18 protein-coding genes and 1 other annotated feature are annotated in these 21,581 nt (G+C 40.1%); of the genes, 17 read left to right on the top strand and 1 reads right to left on the bottom strand.

Going from position 1 to position 21,581, the window contains the following annotated elements; translation table 11 throughout:
• The first annotated feature begins 10 nt into the window (after nucleotides 1–10).
• From rlmB to tuf, 17 genes are all read left to right on the top strand, one after another.
• Nucleotides 11–739, top strand: coding sequence for a 23S rRNA (guanosine(2251)-2'-O)-methyltransferase RlmB (gene rlmB, locus MHH51_RS00620; protein WP_147211566.1), 729 nt, complete (start codon nucleotides 11–13; stop codon nucleotides 737–739).
• Complete coding sequence (locus MHH51_RS00625) at nucleotides 740–1,246, top strand: NYN domain-containing protein (protein ID WP_147211550.1); 507 nt, start codon at nucleotides 740–742, stop codon at nucleotides 1,244–1,246.
• A gap of 444 nt (nucleotides 1,247–1,690) precedes the next feature.
• Nucleotides 1,691–2,344, top strand: coding sequence for an RNA polymerase sporulation sigma factor SigH (gene sigH / locus MHH51_RS00630; RefSeq protein ID WP_147211549.1), 654 nt, complete (start codon nucleotides 1,691–1,693; stop codon nucleotides 2,342–2,344).
• Between the two features lie 113 nt (nucleotides 2,345–2,457).
• Nucleotides 2,458–2,607: a 50S ribosomal protein L33 gene (rpmG, locus tag MHH51_RS00635; protein ID WP_077605138.1), complete on the top strand. Its 150-nt coding sequence runs from the start codon at nucleotides 2,458–2,460 to the stop codon at nucleotides 2,605–2,607.
• 48 nt (nucleotides 2,608–2,655) lie between these two features.
• The gene (secE, locus tag MHH51_RS00640) at nucleotides 2,656–2,829 is read left to right on the top strand and encodes a preprotein translocase subunit SecE (RefSeq protein WP_147211548.1); all 174 of its coding nucleotides are present in this window, start codon (nucleotides 2,656–2,658) and stop codon (nucleotides 2,827–2,829) included.
• Nucleotides 2,830–3,028: 199 nt separating this feature from the next.
• Entirely contained in the window at nucleotides 3,029–3,565 is a 537-nt protein-coding gene (gene nusG / locus MHH51_RS00645; RefSeq protein ID WP_147211547.1) for a transcription termination/antitermination protein NusG, read from the top strand.
• A 236-nt stretch (nucleotides 3,566–3,801) separates the two neighbouring features.
• Nucleotides 3,802–4,227, top strand: a complete 426-nt coding sequence (gene rplK, locus MHH51_RS00650) for a 50S ribosomal protein L11 (RefSeq protein WP_139344913.1) — start codon at nucleotides 3,802–3,804, stop codon at nucleotides 4,225–4,227.
• 272 nt (nucleotides 4,228–4,499) lie between these two features.
• Entirely contained in the window at nucleotides 4,500–5,192 is a 693-nt protein-coding gene (gene rplA, locus MHH51_RS00655; protein ID WP_147211546.1) for a 50S ribosomal protein L1, read from the top strand.
• A gap of 49 nt (nucleotides 5,193–5,241) precedes the next feature.
• Nucleotides 5,242–5,387: a sequence feature (ribosomal protein L10 leader region), on the top strand.
• A 51-nt stretch (nucleotides 5,388–5,438) separates the two neighbouring features.
• A complete protein-coding gene (rplJ, locus tag MHH51_RS00660) occupies nucleotides 5,439–5,936 on the top strand; it encodes a 50S ribosomal protein L10 (protein WP_147211545.1) in 498 nt (165 codons plus the stop codon).
• Nucleotides 5,937–6,195: 259 nt separating this feature from the next.
• Nucleotides 6,196–6,558, top strand: coding sequence for a 50S ribosomal protein L7/L12 (gene rplL / locus MHH51_RS00665; protein ID WP_077605132.1), 363 nt, complete (start codon nucleotides 6,196–6,198; stop codon nucleotides 6,556–6,558).
• Between the two features lie 338 nt (nucleotides 6,559–6,896).
• Nucleotides 6,897–7,502, top strand: a complete 606-nt coding sequence (locus tag MHH51_RS00670) for a class I SAM-dependent methyltransferase (RefSeq protein WP_339283973.1) — start codon at nucleotides 6,897–6,899, stop codon at nucleotides 7,500–7,502.
• Nucleotides 7,503–7,911: 409 nt separating this feature from the next.
• Nucleotides 7,912–11,457, top strand: coding sequence for a DNA-directed RNA polymerase subunit beta (gene rpoB, locus MHH51_RS00675; RefSeq protein WP_147211543.1), 3,546 nt, complete (start codon nucleotides 7,912–7,914; stop codon nucleotides 11,455–11,457).
• Between the two features lie 406 nt (nucleotides 11,458–11,863).
• A complete protein-coding gene (gene rpoC / locus MHH51_RS00680; protein ID WP_147211542.1) occupies nucleotides 11,864–15,478 on the top strand; it encodes a DNA-directed RNA polymerase subunit beta' in 3,615 nt (1,204 codons plus the stop codon).
• A gap of 350 nt (nucleotides 15,479–15,828) precedes the next feature.
• Entirely contained in the window at nucleotides 15,829–16,242 is a 414-nt protein-coding gene (rpsL, locus tag MHH51_RS00685) for a 30S ribosomal protein S12 (protein ID WP_077605128.1), read from the top strand.
• A 36-nt stretch (nucleotides 16,243–16,278) separates the two neighbouring features.
• Entirely contained in the window at nucleotides 16,279–16,749 is a 471-nt protein-coding gene (gene rpsG / locus MHH51_RS00690) for a 30S ribosomal protein S7 (RefSeq protein WP_077605127.1), read from the top strand.
• A 42-nt stretch (nucleotides 16,750–16,791) separates the two neighbouring features.
• Nucleotides 16,792–18,870, top strand: coding sequence for an elongation factor G (gene fusA, locus MHH51_RS00695; RefSeq protein WP_147211541.1), 2,079 nt, complete (start codon nucleotides 16,792–16,794; stop codon nucleotides 18,868–18,870).
• Between the two features lie 107 nt (nucleotides 18,871–18,977).
• Complete coding sequence (tuf, locus tag MHH51_RS00700) at nucleotides 18,978–20,168, top strand: elongation factor Tu (RefSeq protein WP_339283977.1); 1,191 nt, start codon at nucleotides 18,978–18,980, stop codon at nucleotides 20,166–20,168.
• A 90-nt stretch (nucleotides 20,169–20,258) separates the two neighbouring features.
• On the opposite strand, the gene glpX is transcribed toward tuf, so the two are convergent.
• Nucleotides 20,259–21,203: a class II fructose-bisphosphatase gene (glpX, locus tag MHH51_RS00705; protein WP_339283978.1), complete on the bottom strand. Its 945-nt coding sequence runs from the start codon at nucleotides 21,201–21,203 to the stop codon at nucleotides 20,259–20,261.
• Between the last annotated feature and the right edge of the window lie 378 nt (nucleotides 21,204–21,581).

Here is a 21,581-nt window from a genome sequence, read left to right on the forward strand (position 1 = left end):
GGAGTGGATTATGGGTAAAAATCCCGTAATCGAAGCATTAAAATCTGGCCGTTCTGTAAATAAAGTTTGGATATCTGAACAATTGCAGGGGACGGCTGCACACAAAATACAACAGCTTGCCCGTGAAGCTGGAGCGGTTGTTCAGAAGGTGCCAAGATCGAAGCTGGATAAGCTGCAGGAAGGAAATCATCAGGGGGTAGTAGCCTCGGTAGCCTCTTATCCTTATGCATCCATTGAAGATCTCTTCGGCAGGGCAGAGGAAAGAGGAGAGGCGCCTTTCTTTATTTTGCTGGATGAATTAGAGGATCCGCATAACTTAGGATCTATTTTACGTACTGCTGATGCAACTGGAGCGCATGGAGTTATTATACCTAAGCATCGTTCAGTCGGTCTGACAGCTACAGTGGCGAAAACAGCAGCTGGAGCGTTGGAATATATTCCTGTTGCCAGAGTGACGAATATTGCTAACACTATTGATGAACTTAAAGAAAGAAATATATGGATTGTCGGGACAGAAGCAGATGCTGATGAAGATTATCGGCAGCTTGACGGAACCCTGCCAATTGGACTTGTTATCGGAAACGAAGGAAAAGGAATGAGCCGGCTTGTCCGGAAAAAATGTGACTGGACGGTCAGCTTGCCGATGGTCGGACAAGTTTCCTCGTTAAACGCATCAGTTGCATGCAGTTTACTTCTTTATGAAGTATTACGAAAGCGAAAGCCCCTAGGGAGTTCCTAAATGGTTGTATTAATTGTAGATGGCTATAATATCATCGGAGCATGGCCAGAGCTTGAGTATCTGAAAGAAAAAGATATTGGTCAGGCAAGAGATCGGCTTATTGAGCTTCTGGCAGAGTACCAGGCGTTTACCGGCGACCGTGTGATTATAGTCTTTGATGCATACTATGTACGGGGATTGGAATCGAAGCAAGAACAATTTAAAGTTGAAGTTATTTATACCAAAGAAAAAGAAACAGCAGATGAATGTATTGAGAAGCTTGTCAGGAAAGTAAAAAATGTTGAGACTCAAGTGTATGTTGCAACATCAGATTATGCCGAGCAACGGACAATTTTTGGACAAGGGGCTCTGCGCAAATCAGCCAGAGAGCTCCAGATTGAGATGGACGATATGAATCAGGAGATCCGTATTAACCTTGAGGTACATCAGAAGGAAAAGCCAGCTGCTAAAATCCCGATAGACCATGATTTGCTAAAAAGGTTTGAAGAGATGCGGCGGGGGAAATAGAAGGATATGGAATGAACAGAAAGCAGGGAGTGCTTCTCAGAATGCTTAAGAGAAGTCATTCCTGCAAAAAAAGGCGTTACAGATAGAATGAATGCCCGGCACAGAACGCTCAAAATGAGAAGCTTTTTTCCATCTGGTATTTTTTTAATAAGCTCGACAGCTATTTGATGGTTTTCAATTAAAGTCAAATAGAAGAACCTGATATCGTTATGACGAAAAAATATTTTTTAAAATAAATAATTATAGCTCCAGATGGCTTTAGACAAAGCGATAAGCACGTTTTGCTTCATTTTATATTTAGGTAAAAAGGCTTGTTTCTTTTCACGGAAACGACAAATTACGACTACTTCTGTCATAAAAGGGTCGTTGACGATATTTCTGATCGTCTAGTATAATAGTGCCTATCGTGGATATATTTGGAGATATCGATTTAGGAGGGGATTATTGGTGAACGGTGGGCAAATCAATACACGCAGCAAGAAGTTGGACAAGCTAGAAGATATTCATTTGCTGGAATTAATCCATCAAGGTGACAGCTATGCATTGGACCTCCTGATACATCGGTATTTAAATTTTGTAAGATTAAAAGCAAGAACCTATTTTTTGGTCGGTGCTGATAAAGAAGATATTATTCAAGAAGGAATGATTGGGCTATATAAAGCTATTCGTGATTTTAATATGGATCAGCCGACTCCTTTTAAAGCGTTCGCAGAATTGTGTGTAACAAGGCAAATTATCACAGCGATTAAAACAGCGACCAGACAAAAACATGTCCCTTTAAATTCTTATGTTTCTCTTGATAAGCCAATTTATGAAGAGGAATCTGACCGGACGCTGCTAGATATAATCAGCAGCACGGAGGATAGTGATCCAGAGGAAATGCTTATTAACCGGGAAGAGTACGGTGCAATGGAATTCAAATTATCAGAATTGTTGAGCGGTTTGGAGAGACAAGTACTTCAGCTGTATTTAGATGGTTGTACCTATCAGGAGATTGCAGAGCAATTAAACCGTCATGTGAAATCGATTGATAACGCTTTAGTACGGGTGAAGCGGAAGCTGGAGATACTGCTAGAGGAAAATGGAGTTACTATTTAAAAGAGAGTGTTCAAAAAGAACAAAGTGTGAAAAAACCAGAGATAACATTGACATAACGATAGTGAAGTGCTATGTTAATATAGTCTATATCCCTATGTATTGGGGTGGAATATATGAATAAAAAGATAGTCTTATCATGTGCAGTATGTTCTAGCAGGAACTATTCAACGAACAAAAACGCAGCCAATCAATCGCAAAGATTAGAAGTGAAAAAGTTCTGTAAACATTGCAAAACACATACCCTGCACCGTGAGACAAAATAGATATAGATTGATGGATAGATTCGCGTAAGTTCGGGGGGATATCAGTAGATGTTTAAGTTCTTAAAGAATGTTTCAAGAGAAATGAAGAAGGTAAGTTGGCCAAAAGGAAAAGAACTGAGAAACTATACCGTTGTGGTAATCTCTACAGTCATTTTTATGGCGGTATTCTTTTTCGTTGTTGATTTAGGCATATCTCAACTTTTAGATGCATTTTTTGAATAATTCCGTTATAATATAGGTATAATGAACAGAAGATAAAAGTCAGCGAAAACCCGATTTATGCGGGTTTTTTAAATTGGAATAGAAAAGTAGAGAGCGCTCATGTGTTAGCTCCCTGGCTTCTGGCGCTTGTAGCTAGAAAAAAGAAGAATACATTGATTTGTGAAGAGGAGGGGACAGGGCAGTTTATTGTCCGATACAAATGGAAAAGAATTGGTACGTGGTTCACACTTATTCCGGCTACGAGAATAAAGTGAAGATGAATCTTGAAAAAAGAGTAGAGTCTATGGGAATGGAAGATAAGATTTTCCGTGTTATTGTTCCGGAAGATGAGGAAGCAGAAATTAAAAATGGTAAAAAGAAAATGGTAAAGAAAAAATCTTTCCCTGGCTATGTTTTAACAGAAATGGTTATGACCGATGATTCATGGTATGTGGTCCGTAATACTCCTGGAGTTACAGGATTTGTCGGTTCCAGCGGACATGGTGCAAAACCGACACCGTTATTACCGGATGAAGTAGATGTTGTATTGAAAAGAATGGGTGTCAGTGAGCCTGCTCTCCAAATCGACTTTGAAGTCAAAGAAAGTGTCCGTGTAACTGACGGTCCATTTACAGACTTTACAGGAACGATTGAGCAGATTGATGCAGATAAACAAAAACTGAAAGTACATGTTAATATGTTCGGGAGAGAAACACCGGTTGAACTGGACTTTTCTCAAGTAGACAAGCTTTCATAGGTTTTTCCTGGGAGATAAAAAAGAGCTATCCAACTAAATGTGAACGAATTGCTGAAATAGCAATTCGTTTCAGGTAAAGCTTTTTCATGAACCGAGGCTTGCTTTTTTTTTGAATTCATGCTAAGATTCTTTTGTTATTCTTGTTCTCAATTAAAAGGAGAACAGGAAATGAGTGGGAGGGTAAATAAAATCAAAGACCCTATTACCACATCACGGACTTTAAGGAGGTGTGTCTCGTGGCTAAAAAAGTAATCAAATTAGTAAAATTGCAAATTCCTGCGGGAAAAGCGAATCCAGCACCACCAGTTGGGCCGGCGCTAGGTCAAGCAGGTGTTAACATTATGGGATTCTGTAAAGAATTTAACGCTCGAACACAAGAACAGGCAGGTTTAATCATTCCTGTTGAAATCACAGTATTCGAGGATCGTTCATTTACATTTGTTACAAAGACTCCACCGGCAGCAGTGCTACTTAAAAAAGCAGCTGGAATCGAGTCTGGTTCAGGTGAACCTAATAAAACAAAAGTCGCTACTGTAAAGCGCGACAAAGTAAAAGAAATCGCTGAAACAAAAATGCCTGATTTAAATGCAGCTGATGTTGATGCGGCAATGCGCATGGTTGAAGGTACTGCGCGCAGTATGGGAATCACAATCGAAGACTGATTCGATATTCCGTAATCAGGCTTTCTGAAGTTAAAGAGGAAGTTCAAAAAGCTCCCAAATGATAGGCGGCGAATCTCTGCGTTGACGTGATTTTCTTGCTTCTAATTTGATCCCTTTTTGAACACGTACTTTAAGGGTTGCGGTTGTTTTCACCCGCAGCCTTATTCGTGAAAACGCCGGATGGAAAGATGATTTGTGTACTGGACAAGAGTGTTTGCTCTCGTCCCGTGGGAGGTACAACCGTTATAACCACAAAAGAGGAGGATATTAATATGGCTAAATATGGTAAGAAACATCAAGAAGCTTTAAAGCTGATTGATCGTACAAAAGCATATGAAATTAAAGAAGCTGTAGAGCTTGCAAAAAAGACTGCAAAAGCAAACTTTGATGAAACAGTAGAAGCTGCTTTTCGTCTTGGTGTAGACCCTAAGAAAGCAGATCAACAAATCCGCGGAGCAATGGTTTTACCGCATGGTACTGGTAAAACTCAACGCGTTCTTGTATTTGCTAAAGGTGATAAAGCAAAAGAAGCAGAAGCTGCTGGTGCAGATTATGTTGGAGAAGAAGATTACATCAACAAAATCAACCAAGGCTGGTTTGATTTCGACGTAATCGTTGCTACTCCGGACATGATGGCTCAAGTAGGTAAATTAGGTCGTGTTTTAGGACCAAAAGGCTTAATGCCAAACCCTAAAACTGGAACAGTAACTTTCGAAGTAGAAAAAGCTGTTCAAGACATTAAAGCTGGTAAAGTAGAATATCGTGTTGATAAATCTTCTAATATCCATGTTCCAATTGGAAAAGTTTCTTTCGATGAAACAAAATTAGTAGAAAACTTTACTGCACTTACTGATCAACTTGTAAAAGTTAAGCCTCAGTCTTCTAAAGGTACTTACCTTAAAAATGCTTCCATTGCATCTACAATGGGACCAGGAATCAAAGTTGACGTTTCAAACTTCCGTTAATTAGTAGTTGACTTTTAAGCCAACGTTCGATATACTAATTTTCGGTTTAATAAAATCGAATGTTATACCGTAGACAGCAGGGGCTATGCATGAGCTTAATTATCCTGCCGAGGTGTTTATTTATAGAAAGGCAAAACCGTTTTGCCGATCTAAGGTAAGCTCTCATGTCTGTATGAGAGCTTTTTTTATAGAAAAGCACGTTCGAACGGTGTAATAATAGCGACGGTTATTATAGGAGGTGGAAAGATGTCAGGGATTATTGAACAAAAGAAACAATTAGTAGAAGAAATTGCAGATAAGTTTCGTAATAGCCAAACTGCAGTAGTAGTTGACTATCGTGGACTTAACGTTTCAGAGGTTACTGCATTACGTAAAGAGCTTCGCGAAGCAGGTGTTGAATTCAAAGTATACAAAAATACAATGGTTCGCCGTGCTGTAGAAGCTGTTGAGCTAAACGAGCTTAGTGATGTATTAACTGGACCAAACGCAATTGCATTTAGTGAAGATGTTGTTGCTCCGGCAAGAATCTTGAACAACTTCAGTAAGGATCATGAAGCTTTAGAAATTAAAGGCGGAATTATTGAAGGAAATGTTGCTTCACTAGATCAAATTAAAGAGCTTGCAGATCTGCCAAACTACGAAGGTATGGTATCTATGCTGCTTAGCGTACTTCAAGCTCCAATCCGTAATCTTGCTTATGCTACAAAAGCTGTTGCAGAGCAAAAAGAAGAACAAGGTGCGTAATACACCAAACGGTTTAATAACGAAAAGCGCAGAGCGCCCGTTTAAAAACGTAGAGATTGGAGCGGCGTACCTGAGATAAAGGAATCACGGTGAGGTAACGAACCGACGATGACTTATCGTAGGGGGCTCACGTGTTAGCTCCCTAGTTTTTGGCGCTCGGAGCTGGATAGCTATATTTCAAGCGTAAGAGTAAAATTGTGATAAAACCACATGCTTGCTCACAAATAAAAAACAAACTTATATCAGGAGGAATTTAATCATGACAAACGAAGAAATGATTAGTGCAATTAAAGAAATGACTGTACTTGAATTAAACGATTTAGTAAAAGCAATCGAAGAAGAGTTCGGCGTAACAGCTGCTGCTCCAGTTGCTGCTGCAGGTGCTGCAGGCGGCGCTGCTGAAGAAGAAAAAACTGAATTTGACGTTGTTCTTACTGGAGCTGGTGCTTCTAAGATCAAAGTTGTTAAAGCAGTTCGCGAAATCACTGGCCTTGGCTTAAAAGATGCTAAAGACTTAGTAGATAACGCTCCTAAAGCAATTAAAGAAGCTGTATCTAAAGAAGAAGCAGAAGAAGTTAAAGGCAAACTTGAAGAAGCTGGTGCTTCTGTAGAAGTTAAATAATTTAACGAATATAAGAAAAAGAGCTCGTCGTATTTTAGACGGGCTCTTTTATCACGAATTCATAAAAGGTCACCTTTGTCACTAGAAAAAGTTCAAGTTTATATACGAGAATGATTTTTAGTTGAACAGGTGGCCTTTTTTTAACCAAGAAAATATTTGGGTTGTTTGTATTAGATGCAAGTTATAAGTAGGGTTTTTTGGCTGGCGCTCCAACTTCTTGGGACTACGGTTACTCGCCTCACCCAAACCGCTGTAACGGACATCGCTCTATGATTAGGAAGTGTACGATCGCAGCTCAGGTATTTTTCTTAATTAATATAAAGTGGGTGCTAATCCATATGACAGAGCATTATTATTCGAAGCAGCCTCAGGCGAAGTCATCTCCTCAAAGCTGGTCTTTTGATTTGCGGGGAAGGACATTTCAATTTACAAGTGATATTGGTGTCTTCTCGAAAAGTGAAGTGGATTTTGGTTCAAGAGTGCTTATTGAAACTTTTCAGGAGCCGGAAATTAATGGGCCGATATTAGATTTAGGGTGCGGTTATGGACCAATTGGATTGTCTTTAGCTTCCGATTTTTCTGAAAGACAAATTTTTATGATTGATGTAAATGAGCGGGCTGTTGAACTGGCTGCTAAAAATGCAGAAATCAATAAAATTACGAATACAACTATTCTTCAAAGTGATCTATATGAGAATTTGAATGAAAAATCTTTTGCTTCTATTGTTACCAATCCGCCGATACGCGCTGGTAAAAGAGTAGTGCATGCTATATTTGAAGAAGCTTATAATCATTTAGCAGATCATGGAGATTTATGGGTAGTCATTCAGAAAAAACAGGGAGCGCCCTCTGCAAAAGATAAGATGGAAGAGATTTTTGGTAATGCGGAAGTAGTTACAAAGAAAAAAGGTTATTTTATATTGCGAGCAAAAAAGTTTGACTAATGATTGGGACTATGCTAAGATTGGAAGATGCTAAGATGAGGATACGTTTGCCTAGGAGGTTTTTATTAGGTGAATGTATAAAATCTTTACAAATGGGAAAGGCTTGTAGAATCGGGAAAATCAAGATTCGACAAATTGCTTTTCTATAGTTTATCAAAATTCTTTCATCTGCACAATCTAAAATCACAATATCCTTAAAACAGTTGTTTTTTCAAAGGGTGAAAATAAAGTTTTACCGGAAGAAAGATAAGCTGTCAAACAGGAAAGTGATACATGGTGTGAATGATAGGATAATGAGTTTATAGTTTTATTTTTTAAAGAACAGATGATTTATTCAGACGTTCTTTTAAATATGAGTTACATTTTGTAGAAACAACTACCAAAATGGATGATTTAAGGGGTGAAGCAGTTGACAGGTCAACTAGTTCAGTATGGACGGCACCGCCAACGCAGGAGCTATGCACGTATTAACGAAGTGTTAGAATTACCTAACCTAATCGAGATCCAAACCGCTTCTTATGAATGGTTCTTAGAAGAAGGTTTGAGAGAGATGTTCCAGGATATCTCTCCAATTGAAGACTTTACAGGAAATCTATCACTTGAGTTTGTGGATTATAGTTTGGGTGATCCGAAATATCCTGTAGACGAAGCAAAGGAAAGAGACGTGACATACAATGCTCCCCTTCGCGTGAAGGTTCGTTTAATTAATAATGAAACCGGAGAAGTAAAGGAACAGGAAGTGTTTATGGGTGACTTCCCGTTAATGACAGATACGGGAACATTTATTATCAATGGAGCGGAGCGTGTTATTGTATCACAGCTTGTACGTTCCCCAAGTGTTTATTATAACGAAAAAATTGATAAAAATGGAAAACGCGGTATTACAACAACAGTTATTCCAAACCGTGGAGCATGGTTAGAATTTGAAACAGATGCAAAAGATGTTGCTTATGTTCGTATTGATCGTACTCGTAAATTACCAATTACTGTTCTATTAAGAGCTTTAGGATTTGGAACAGATCAAGAGATTGTTGATTTGTTAGGCGAGAATGAATATTTACGAAATACGTTAGAAAAAGATAATACAGAGAACGCTGAAAAAGCTCTTTTAGAAATCTATGAGCGTTTACGTCCTGGTGAACCGCCAACAGTAGATAATGCGAAGAGTCTATTAGTATCTCGTTTCTTTGATCCGAAACGCTATGATTTAGCGCATGTGGGCCGTTATAAAATGAATAAAAAGCTCCATATTAAAAATCGTTTATTCAACCAGGTGCTTGCTGAGCCTGTTGTAGATCCAGAAACTGGAGAAGTTATTGCGAATCAAGGCGATCGTCTGGAAAGAAAATTATTAGATAAGATTCTTCCATATCTTGAGCGTAAGGAAGATCGTTTTGGAGATAAAACTATTACACCGCATGACGGGGTTTTGGAAGAAGAAATCACGATACAATCTGTGAAAATTCTTGACCCTACAGATCCAAATGGAGAACGTGAACTGACTGTAATCGGAAATGGGGAAGTAACGAAAGAAATAAAAAATATCACACCAGCTGATATTTTAGCTTCTATCAGTTATTTCTTTAACTTGCTTCACCAAGTAGGAGATACAGATGATATTGACCATCTGGGGAATCGTCGCCTGCGTTCAGTCGGTGAATTATTACAAAATCAATTCCGTATCGGATTATCCCGTATGGAACGTGTTGTTCGTGAAAGAATGTCTATTCAAGATACTTCGAGCGTAACACCGCAGCAATTGATTAATATTCGTCCGGTTATTGCATCGATTAAAGAATTCTTTGGCAGCTCGCAGTTGTCACAATTTATGGATCAGACAAATCCGTTGGGTGAATTGACACATAAACGTCGTCTGTCAGCACTTGGACCTGGTGGTTTGACACGTGAACGTGCCGGTTTTGAAGTGCGTGACGTTCACTACTCTCACTATGGCCGTATGTGTCCAATTGAGACGCCGGAGGGACCGAATATCGGTTTGATTAACTCCCTATCCAGCTATGCACGAGTAAATAAGTTTGGATTTATTGAATCGCCATATCGTCGTGTTGACCCTGAAACTGGAAAGGTAACAAGTACAATTGATTACCTTACTGCGGATGAACAAGATAATTATGTCGTTGCACAGGCAAACTCGCCGTTAGATGATGATAACTTCTTTGTAAACGAGGAAGTAACTGCTCGTTTCCGTGAAGATAATATTATTGTATCCCGCGATAAAATTGATTATATGGATGTATCACCGAAACAGGTTGTATCTGCAGCGACTGCATGTATTCCATTCTTGGAAAATGATGACTCCAACCGTGCATTAATGGGAGCTAACATGCAACGTCAGGCAGTTCCATTGATGAATCCAAAGGCTCCAATCGTTGGTACAGGTATGGAATATGTGAATGGTAAAGACTCTGGTGCTGCTGTTATCTGTCGTCATGACGGGGTCGTAGAGCGCGTGGAAGCGAAGACCGTTATTGTACGTCGTATTTCAAATGTGGATGGCAAAGAAGTAGAAGGCGATGTAGATCGTTACGGATTACAGAAGTATAAGCGTTCCAACCAGGGAACTTGTTATAATCAGCGCCCGATTGTTGCTGAAGGAGATCGTGTAACAAAAGGTGAAGTTCTCGCTGATGGACCTTCTATGGAAGATGGAGAATTAGCATTGGGTCAAAACGTTCTTGTAGGCTTCATGACTTGGGAAGGTTATAACTACGAGGATGCCATCATTATGAGTGAACGACTTGTAAAAGATGATGTATATACTTCTATCCATATTGAAGAGTTTGAATCAGAATCTCGTGATACAAAACTTGGACCAGAGGAAATTACAAGAGATATTCCTAACGTTGGGGAAGATGCACTTAAAAACCTTGATGAACATGGAATTATCCGTGTCGGTGCAGAAGTAACTGACAGTGATATTCTTGTAGGGAAAGTGACACCTAAAGGAATGACGGAGCTTTCAGCAGAAGAACGCTTATTACATGCGATTTTTGGTGAGAAAGCACGTGAAGTAAGGGATACATCCTTACGCGTTCCTCATGGCGGCGGCGGAATCGTCTTAGATGTAAAAATCTTTAATCGTGAAGATGGCGACGAGTTACCACCAGGTGTAAATCAGCTTGTTCGTGTATATATCGTTCAAAAACGTAAAATACATGAAGGAGATAAAATGGCAGGCCGTCACGGTAACAAAGGGGTTATCTCCAAAATCTTACCGGAAGAGGATATGCCATTCTTGCCAGACGGTACACCAATTGATATTATGTTGAACCCGTTGGGGGTACCATCACGTATGAACATCGGACAGGTGTTTGAACTGCATTTAGGAATGGCTGCCAGACAGCTTGGATTACATGTAGCAAGTCCGGTATTTGATGGTGCAACAGAGGAAGATGTTTGGGAAACACTTGAAGAAGCAGGTATGCCGAGAGATGCGAAGACAGTTCTTTATGATGGGCGTTCAGGTGAAGCTTTTGACAACCGTATATCTGTAGGTGTCATGTACATGATTAAACTTGCGCATATGGTTGATGATAAACTGCATGCTCGTTCAACCGGACCATACTCTCTCGTAACACAGCAGCCGCTTGGTGGTAAAGCACAATTCGGTGGACAACGTTTTGGTGAGATGGAAGTTTGGGCATTGGAAGCTTATGGTGCTGCATATACACTTCAAGAGATCTTGACTGTTAAATCAGATGATACAGTTGGTCGTGTGAAGACATATGAAGCGATCGTAAAAGGTGATAATGCACCTGAACCGGGTGTTCCTGAATCGTTTAAAGTATTGATCAAAGAGCTTCAAAGTCTTGGTATGGATGTTAAGATGCTTTCTAGTACAGAAGATGAAATTGATATGCGTGAACTAGAGGACGACGACAGTCAAACGTCGACGAAGCTTAACATTGAAGTGGAAGAACCGTTAAATCAATAAAATTTGTGCAGCAATGGTTCAAACTTCTCATGTGATGTGGTGACTTCTACGTTGCCCACACGATGTGGGCAACATAGAAGTTCCTTTTCTTTTGAACCATTCTGCTCTTTCTATAAAATTTCGTTTAAAGAAATCCCAGACTTTCGCCAAGACATGACGATAAGCCAGGTTTTCTCAAACTTTCTTAACTTGTAAAAGAGGATGTTCAAAAAGTTCAACAAAAATGACACAGCGAATTTCTGCGTTGACGAGATTTTTCCGATGGGACTGCGATTACTCGCCCCACCAAGAGCGTTACTCACGTATTTAAAAGCATACGCTCCGTTCGTAAAAATCTCGTCGCCTTGAACTTCTTGGTCTTTTTCATCGAACTTTTTGAACATACATTAAAAGGGAGGATTGCCCCTTGTTGGATGTAAATAATTTTGAGTACATGAAAATAGGGCTCGCTTCACCAGAAAAGATTCGTTCTTGGTCTTATGGAGAAGTGAAAAAACCAGAAACAATTAACTACCGTACTTTAAAACCGGAAAAAGACGGGTTGTTCTGTGAGCGTATCTTTGGCCCACAGAAGGATTGGGAATGTCATTGTGGTAAATATAAACGCGTTCGTTACAAAGGTGTTGTCTGTGACCGTTGTGGTGTAGAGGTGACAAAAGCTAAAGTACGCCGTGAGCGTATGGGGCATATTGAACTTGCTGCTCCAGTATCACACATTTGGTATTTCAAAGGAATCCCGAGCCGTATGGGGTTAGTATTAGATATGTCTCCTCGTGCATTAGAGGAAGTTATCTACTTTGCAGCATATATCGTAACAGATCCGGGAAGTACACCGCTTGAGAAGAAGCAGCTGCTTTCTGAGAAAGAATTCCGTTCTTATTATGATAAATACGGCAATAACTTCAAAGCTCAGATGGGCGCAGAAGCTATCCGTAAATTATTGCAGGATCTTGACTTGGAAAAAGAAGTTGATGCATTGCGTGAAGAGCTGAAAACAGCTCACGGCCAACGCCGTACTCGTGCAATTAAACGTTTGGAAGTAATGGAAGCATTTCGTAACTCTGGAAACGATGCAAGCTGGATGATTTTAGATGTTCTTCCGGTTATTCCTCCAGAAATTCGTCCAATGGTTCAATTAGACGGCGGACGTTTTGCTACTTCTGATTTAAATGACCTTTACCGTCGTGTAATCAACCGTAACAACCGCTTAAAACGTCTGCTTGATTTAGGCGCTCCAAGCATTATTGTTCAAAATGAAAAACGTATGCTTCAAGAAGCTGTAGATGCTTTAATTGATAATGGTCGTCGTGGCCGCCCGGTTACAGGACCAGGAAACCGTCCATTAAAATCTCTTTCTCATATGCTGAAAGGGAAGCAAGGCCGTTTCCGTCAAAACCTATTAGGTAAACGTGTGGATTATTCCGGCCGTTCTGTTATCGTTGTTGGACCTCATTTGAAAATGTACCAATGCGGTCTGCCGAGAGAAATGGCATTAGAGCTGTTCAAGCCGTTTATCATGAAAGAATTAGTGGCTAGAGGTCTTGCGCACAATATTAAATCAGCGAAGAGAAAAATTGAAAGAGTGCACCCTGACGTATGGGATGTTCTTGAAGATGTAATTAAAGAGCACCCGGTACTGCTTAACCGTGCACCAACCCTTCACAGATTGGGTATTCAAGCATTCGAACCTACGTTGGTTGATGGCCGTGCAATCCGTCTGCATCCGCTTGTATGTACTGCATATAACGCTGACTTTGATGGAGACCAAATGGCTGTACACGTTCCCCTTGGAGCCGAAGCACAGGCAGAAGCCAGAATCTTAATGTTAGCAGCACAGAACATCCTTAACCCTAAGGATGGAAAACCAGTTGTTACACCATCACAGGATATGGTACTTGGAAACTATTACCTTACTTTAGAACGTGAAGGTTCAATTGGAGAAGGTTCTTACTTTAAAGACACTGATGAAGCATTAATTGCTTATCAAACTGGATATGCTCACCTGCATACACGTATTGCAGTGCAGGCATCCAGTTTAAATAACAAAACATTTACAGAAAAACAAAATAGCCAGCTATTATTAACAACTGTTGGTAAGCTGATCTTTAATGAGATTCTTCCGGATTCTTTCCCGTATATGAACGAACCTACCAAGGTGAATTTAGAAGAGAAAACACCGGAAAACTATTTTGTGGATCCTGGAACAGATATTAAAGAAGAAATTAAAAACCGTGAAGTGGTTAAGCCATTTAAGAAAGGCTTCTTAGGTGATATTATCGCTGAGGTCTTCAAGCGTTTCAAAATTACAGAAACCTCTAAGATGCTTGACCGCATGAAGGATTTAGGATTCAGTTACTCTACAAAAGCTGGTATGACAGTTGGTATCTCAGATATTGTTGTACTCCCAGAGAAACAAGGTATCTTAGACGAAGCTCAATCCAAAGTTGATAAGGTCTTAAAACAATTCCGTCGTGGTCTGATTACAGAGGAAGAGCGCTATGATCGTGTAATTGCTATCTGGTCAGAAGCGAAGGATGTTATTCAGGACCGCTTGATGGGGTCATTGAGCAACCGAAACCCAATCTACATGATGAGTGATTCCGGTGCCCGTGGTAACGCATCAAACTTCACACAGCTTGCTGGTATGCGTGGATTGATGGCTGACCCATCTGGTAAAATCATTGAAATTCCAATCAAATCAAGTTTCCGTGAAGGTTTAACCGTAATGGAATACTTTATTTCCACCCATGGTGCGCGTAAAGGTCTTGCCGATACAGCACTGAAAACAGCCGATTCAGGTTACTTGACTCGTCGTCTTGTAGACGTTGCACAGGATGTTATCATCCGTGAAGCAGATTGTGGAACGGACCGCGGCCTGAAAGTTGCTGCTCTTGTAGATGGATCAGAAGTTATCGAACCGTTGTTAGACCGTTTGATTGGCAGAACAGCATTCGAAGACGTAAAACATCCTGAAACTGGTGAATTCATTGTAAAGAAAAATGAACTCATCCATGAAGATCAGGCGAAAACGATTGTGGAAGCTGGTATCGAAGAAGTAACAATCCGTACAGCCTTCACTTGTAACACGAAACATGGTGTATGTCAGAAATGTTATGGCCGTAACTTAGCTACTGGGTCAGACGTTGAGGTTGGAGAAGCGGTTGGGATTATCGCAGCACAATCCATCGGTGAGCCGGGTACACAGTTAACAATGCGTACCTTCCATACTGGCGGAGTTGCCGGAGATGATATTACACAAGGTTTACCTCGTATTCAGGAGCTGTTTGAAGCCCGTAATCCGAAAGGGCAGGCGGTAATTACAGAAATCTCCGGTACGGTTCTTGAAATGAAGGAAGTTAAAGATAAACAAGAAATTGTTATTCAGGGTAATGTAGAGCAGCGCAGCTATGCTGTACCTTATAACGCCCGCTTGAAAGTTCAAGAAGGAGATCAAGTGGAAACTGGGCAAGAGCTCACAGAAGGTTCCGTTGATCCAAAAGAACTTCTTCGCGTCAAAGGTGTAGAAGGCGTTCAAGACTACTTGCTTAAAGAAGTACAACGTGTATATCGTATGCAAGGTGTAGAAATCGGAGATAAACACGTCGAAGTAATGGTTCGCCAAATGCTTCGTAAGATCCGTGTTGTATCTTCTGGAGATACAGATGTATTGCCAGGCTCTCTGCTTGAATTACATCAATTCAAAGATGCAAACCACAAAGTATTCAAGGAAGGCGCAGATCCTGCTACAGGCCGCCCGGTATTACTTGGTATTACAAAAGCATCTCTTGAAACTGACTCATTCCTGTCAGCTGCATCCTTCCAGGAAACTACACGTGTCCTGACAGATGCTGCTATTAAAGGAAAACGTGATGAATTACTTGGCCTGAAAGAGAATGTTATTATTGGTAAACTTGTTCCAGCCGGTACAGGAATGCCGCAATATCGTACTTTAGAAGCTGAACTTGATGTGCCGGAATCTGATGAAGAAATAACAGATGAAGAAAGCACACAAAGAGTATAAAATGAAATGTTGAACAGGAAGGGGATTATCCCTTCTTGTGATCACCTTGTAAGTTATTTTTGGGAGCACCGAAAAAATACCAAGAATATATTGACAAACAATATATAGGGTGGTATTATATTCAAGGTGCTTCTGATTATGCTTGCAAAAGTAATTTTCGGAGCAGACCATAATCGGAACTTCGGTTTACTTTAAACGATAATAACAAAAACAATCTGAGTATAGGTTAATTATTTTTCGCAAAAATTGTGAGAGATTTTTTTATCGCTAAAAATGAACCACCTGGATGTGTGGTATTACAAAAGGTTGTTATTTGATTACTAAATTGAAATTGAGAGGAGGAAGATTCAATGCCAACAATTAATCAGCTAGTTCGTAAAGGCCGTGTGACAAAGACAAAAAAATCTGACTCACCTGCACTTAATAAAGGCTACAACAGCTTTAAAAAGAAAATGACTGATCAGAGCTCTCCGCAGAAACGTGGTGTATGTACTCGTGTAGGTACATTAACTCCTAAGAAACCAAACTCTGCACTTCGTAAATATGCGCGTGTACGTTTGTCTAACAACATGGAGGTAACTGCATACATTCCTGGAATTGGTCACAACCTGCAAGAACACAGTGTTGTTCTTATCCGTGGCGGTCGTGTAAAAGACTTACCGGGGGTACGTTATCATATCGTACGTGGAGCACTTGATACTGCTGGAGTAGAAGGCCGTATGCAAGGACGCTCTAAATATGGAACGAAAAGACCTAAAAAATAAGTAATTTAAATAATATAAGGGAAAGGAGGATGTACAATGCCTCGTAAAGGTCCAGTACCAAAGCGTGATGTATTACCAGATCCGCTTTATAACTCAAAATTAGTTACACGCCTCATCAACCAGATTATGGTAGACGGGAAGCGTGGAAAAGCACAAAAAATCCTTTATAATGCGTTTGAATTAGTTGCTGAAAGAAGTGGCCAAAACGCAATGGAAGTTTTTGAGCAAGCAATGAAAAATGTTATGCCAGTACTTGAAGTACGTGCCCGCCGTGTTGGTGGTTCAAACTATCAAGTACCAGTGGAGGTTCGTCCAGAACGTCGTCAAGCTTTAGGATTACGTTATATTGTTAACTACTCCCGTCTGCGCGGAGAAAAAACAATGGAAGAACGTCTTGCTAATGAAATTCTTGATGCTTCTAATAATACAGGAGCTGCTGTTAAGAAAAGAGAAGATATGCATAAAATGGCAGAAGCGAACAAAGCATTCGCTCACTACCGTTGGTAATATAAATCTAACAAAAGCTTTCTATAGGAAGGAGAAGAATACATGGCTAGAGAGTTCTCCTTGGAAAAGACACGTAATATCGGTATCATGGCGCACATTGACGCGGGTAAAACCACTACTACTGAGCGTATTCTTTTCTATACAGGACGTATTCATAAAATTGGTGAAACACATGAAGGTGCATCTCAAATGGACTGGATGGAGCAGGAGCAGGAGCGTGGAATCACAATTACTTCCGCCGCAACAACTGCTGCTTGGAAAGACCACCGTATTAATATTATTGACACACCTGGACACGTAGACTTCACAGTTGAAGTTGAACGTTCTCTTCGTGTACTGGATGGTGCGGTAACAGTTCTAGATGCACAATCTGGTGTTGAACCACAAACGGAAACAGTATGGCGTCAAGCGACAACATACGGTGTTCCACGTATCGTTTTCATTAACAAAATGGATAAAACAGGTGCAGATTTCTTGTATTCAACCAATACATTAAAAGAACGACTTGGTGCAAACGCACATCCAATCCAAATGCCTATCGGTGCTGAAGACGAATTCAGTGGAATTATTGATTTAGTTAAGATGGAAGCTCATATCTATCTTGATGATCTAGGTCAAACTGATGAAACTACTGAAATCCCTGCTGAGTTAAAAGACGAAGCTGAAGAGCTGCGTGCTAACTTGGTGGAAGCAGTAGCTGAAACAGACGAAGAGCTGATGATGAAGTATCTTGAAGGAGAGGAAATCTCTAACGAGGAGCTTGCAAATGCAATTCGTCAGGCAACATTAAATGTAGACTTCTACCCAGTACTTTGCGGATCTGCATTTAAAAACAAAGGTGTTCAGTTAATGCTGGATGCAGTACTTGCTTATCTTCCGGCTCCAACAGACGTGCCTCCAATCGAAGGTATCGTTCCTGGAACAGAAGAAAAAGTAACTCGCCCATCATCTGATGATGCGCCGTTCTCTGCATTAGCATTTAAAGTTATGACGGACCCTTATGTTGGTAAATTAACATTCTTCCGTGTGTACTCAGGTACACTTAACTCAGGTTCTTACGTAAAGAACTCTGTAAAAGATAAACGTGAGCGTATTGGACGTATCCTGCAAATGCACGCAAACTCTCGTGAAGAGATCTCTGTTGCTTACTCAGGTGAAATTGCTGCTGCAGTAGGTTTGAAGGATACAACAACAGGTGATACACTATGTGACGAAAAGGATCTAGTTATTCTTGAGTCTATGGAGTTCCCTGAACCAGTTATCTCGGTTGCTATTGAGCCAGAAACAAAAGCAGACCAGGATAAAATGGGTATTGCTCTATCAAAACTTGCGGAAGAAGATCCAACTTTCCGCACAGAAACAAATACAGAAACTGGACAAACTATCATCTCTGGTATGGGTGAGCTTCACCTTGATATCATTGTTGACCGTTTAAAACGTGAATTTAAAGTTGGCGCAACTGTTGGTGCTCCACAAGTTTCTTACAGAGAAACTTTCCGTGCTGCTGCTGAAGTAGAAGGTAAATTCGTACGTCAGTCTGGTGGACGTGGACAATTCGGTCACGTTTGGGTTAAATTTGAGCCAAACGAAGAAGGCGCCGGATTCGAATTTGTTAACAATATTGTTGGTGGTGTTGTTCCTCGTGAATACATCCCAGCTGTTCAACAAGGTATCGAAGAATCCATGGAAAATGGTGTTCTTGCCGGATATCCGTTAATCGATGTGAAAGCTACATTATATGATGGAAGCTATCACGATGTCGATTCCAACGAAATGGCGTTTAAAGTAGCTGCTTCTATGGCACTTAAAGCTGCTAAAAATAAATGTAACCCAGTTCTGCTTGAACCAATGATGAGAGTAGAAATTGTTGTCCCAGAAGAATATATGGGAGACATCATGGGTGATGTAACATCCCGTCGTGGACGCGTTGAAGGTATGGAAGCCCGCGGAACTGCCCAGGTAGTTAAAGCGTTCGTACCACTTGCAGAAATGTTCGGTTATGCAACTGCATTACGTTCAAATACACAAGGTCGCGGAGTGTACACAATGCACTTTGACCACTATGAAGAGACACCTAAAAGCATTACAGAAGAAATTATCAAGAAAAATGCAGGTCAATAATTGATTTTTTCTTCAATCTGACGTATAACATTTAGTAAAGGCTGGGAAATTTTAACCGACTTTCCCGGCTCATAAAAATTGCTATATATTTAAAGGAGGAACTATAAATGGCTAAAGAAAAATTCGACCGCTCGAAAAGTCACGTAAACATTGGAACAATTGGTCACGTTGACCATGGTAAAACAACTTTAACTGCTGCAATCACTACAGTAATGGCAAAAAGAAATGGTGATGGCACTGCAATGGCTTATGACCAAATTGATGGTGCTCCAGAAGAGAAAGAACGCGGAATTACAATCGCAACTTCTCACGTAGAGTATGAAACTGAAACTCGTCACTATGCACACGTTGACTGCCCAGGTCACGCTGACTATGTTAAAAACATGATTACTGGTGCTGCACAAATGGACGGAGCTATCCTTGTAGTATCTGCTGCTGATGGTCCAATGCCACAAACTCGTGAGCATATCCTATTATCTCGTAACGTTGGGGTACCTTCTATCGTAGTATTCCTTAACAAAACAGATATGGTAGACGATGAAGAGCTACTTGAATTAGTAGAAATGGAAGTTCGTGATTTACTAAGCGAATATGACTTCCCTGGTGATGATGTACCAGTTATCGCTGGTTCTGCTCTTAAAGCACTTGAAGGCGTAGAAGAATATGAAGAAAAAGTTGTTGAACTTATGGCTGCAGTTGATGAATATGTTCCAACTCCAGAGCGTGATACTGACAAACCATTCATGATGCCAGTTGAGGATGTATTCTCTATCACTGGTCGTGGTACTGTTGCTACAGGTCGTGTTGAACGCGGACAAGTTCGTGTTGGAGACGAAGTAGAAATCATCGGTCTTAACGAAGAATCTTCTAAAACTACTGTAACTGGAGTAGAAATGTTCCGTAAGCTTCTTGACTATGCAGAAGCTGGTGATAACATTGGTGCATTACTACGTGGTGTTGCACGTGAAGATATCAACCGTGGTCAAGTACTTGCTAAGCCTGGTACAATCACTCCACATACTAACTTCAAAGCTGAAGTTTATGTATTGTCAAAAGACGAAGGTGGACGTCATACTCCATTCTTCACTAACTACCGTCCTCAGTTCTACTTCCGTACTACGGACGTAACTGGCGTAATCAGCCTTCCAGAAGGAACTGAAATGGTAATGCCTGGAGACAACATTGAAATGAGTGTAGAACTTATTTCACCAATCGCGATCGAAGACGGAACTCGTTTCTCTATCCGTGAAGGTGGACGTACAGTTGGATCTGGCGTTGTATCTACTATCGAAAAATAATAAATGATTAAATTAAAAAGACAGCGTGACGACGCTGTCTTTTTTGCATTTTAGAATATCTTACTAAGAATTTCATTAGAATATTAGAAATCAAACAGAAGACATGGGATGCTCTGTTGCTATATGACGATAGCATTTATTTAAACCATCTAAAACAATGGAATGTGTTGTAAAGACATTTTGATTATTTTCTATTCCCTGCAGCAGCATATTGCTGGTAATACTCGTAGCGATAAAAGCACATTCATTTGTGCCGACTAATTGATTATGAACAAGTGCTTCTTTAGGGTTTGTAATTCCCATCGATACACAACGCTCCCATTGTTCATTTGTTTTTGGAAGTAATCTTGCCTGCATTTCTCCTCCCAGGCTTTTCACTCCTACAGCCGCTAGAACCCCTTCTGGAGCGCCGCCAATTCCAATGAATAAGTCTATATCACTCCGGTGGATGCAAGTTGCTATTGCAGGAATGACATCTCCTTCTTCAAACAGCTCTGTTCTGACACCTAAAGCACGTGCTTCTTCTATCCAATGATTATGTCTTTCTCTATCCTGCACAATCATTTTTAATTCTTCAAGTTTTTTTCCCTTTGCATCTGCGATAATGCGCAGATTCTTCTCGAGTGGATAATCAATATCAATCTTCCCTGCAGCTTCCGGACCAGTTACAAGCTTCTCCATGTACATATCGGGAGCATGCAGCAATGTTCCTTTCTTTGCAGCGGCAATTACTGCGATGGCATTATTCTTTCCTTTAGAAGTAGAGGTAGTTCCATCAATTGGATCAACTGCTAAATCGATACCTGCACCATTTCCAGTTCCAACTTTTTCACCGATAAATAACATTGGAGCTTCATCCATTTCTCCTTCACCAATAACTACTTCGCCATCCATAGGAATTTTATTTAGTAAAGTGCGCATAGAATCTGTAGCTGCCTGATCAGCTTCTATTTTATTTCCTGTCCCAATCCACGGATATGTCGCAAGTGCTGCTGATTCAGTAACGTGCAGAAAATCTTGAATGAACTGATTCATAACTACCATCTCCTTTAGAGTTTTAGTTTCGTGAAATAGAAATATCTAACATTTAATATTCATTGTTTTCATTACATACAGCTAAATGAATATCTAATTTAATAGTAATATAATTATCGTTTTATATCAATATCTTTTATTTATTTTTGTTTATTATTTTTATCTTTTGTTTTGGAGGATAAAAATCGATGATTAGAGTATGCTGAATCTGGTACAAAAAGGTTGTATCCTTTTGAAATTTGATAAATCTCTTTCGCTCTACGAAAAGTAGCTCCTCCTACAGACAAGAATTTGATATGATAAAAGCGGCAGATTAAAAAGTTCTTATTTGGCTGAACAAGTATCATCAGATTCAGAAGAAATAATCTTGTTACTCAA

The sequence above is a fragment of the Oceanobacillus sp. FSL K6-3682 genome, assembly GCF_037976165.1.
Taxonomy (GTDB): domain Bacteria; phylum Bacillota; class Bacilli; order Bacillales; family Amphibacillaceae; genus Oceanobacillus; species Oceanobacillus sojae.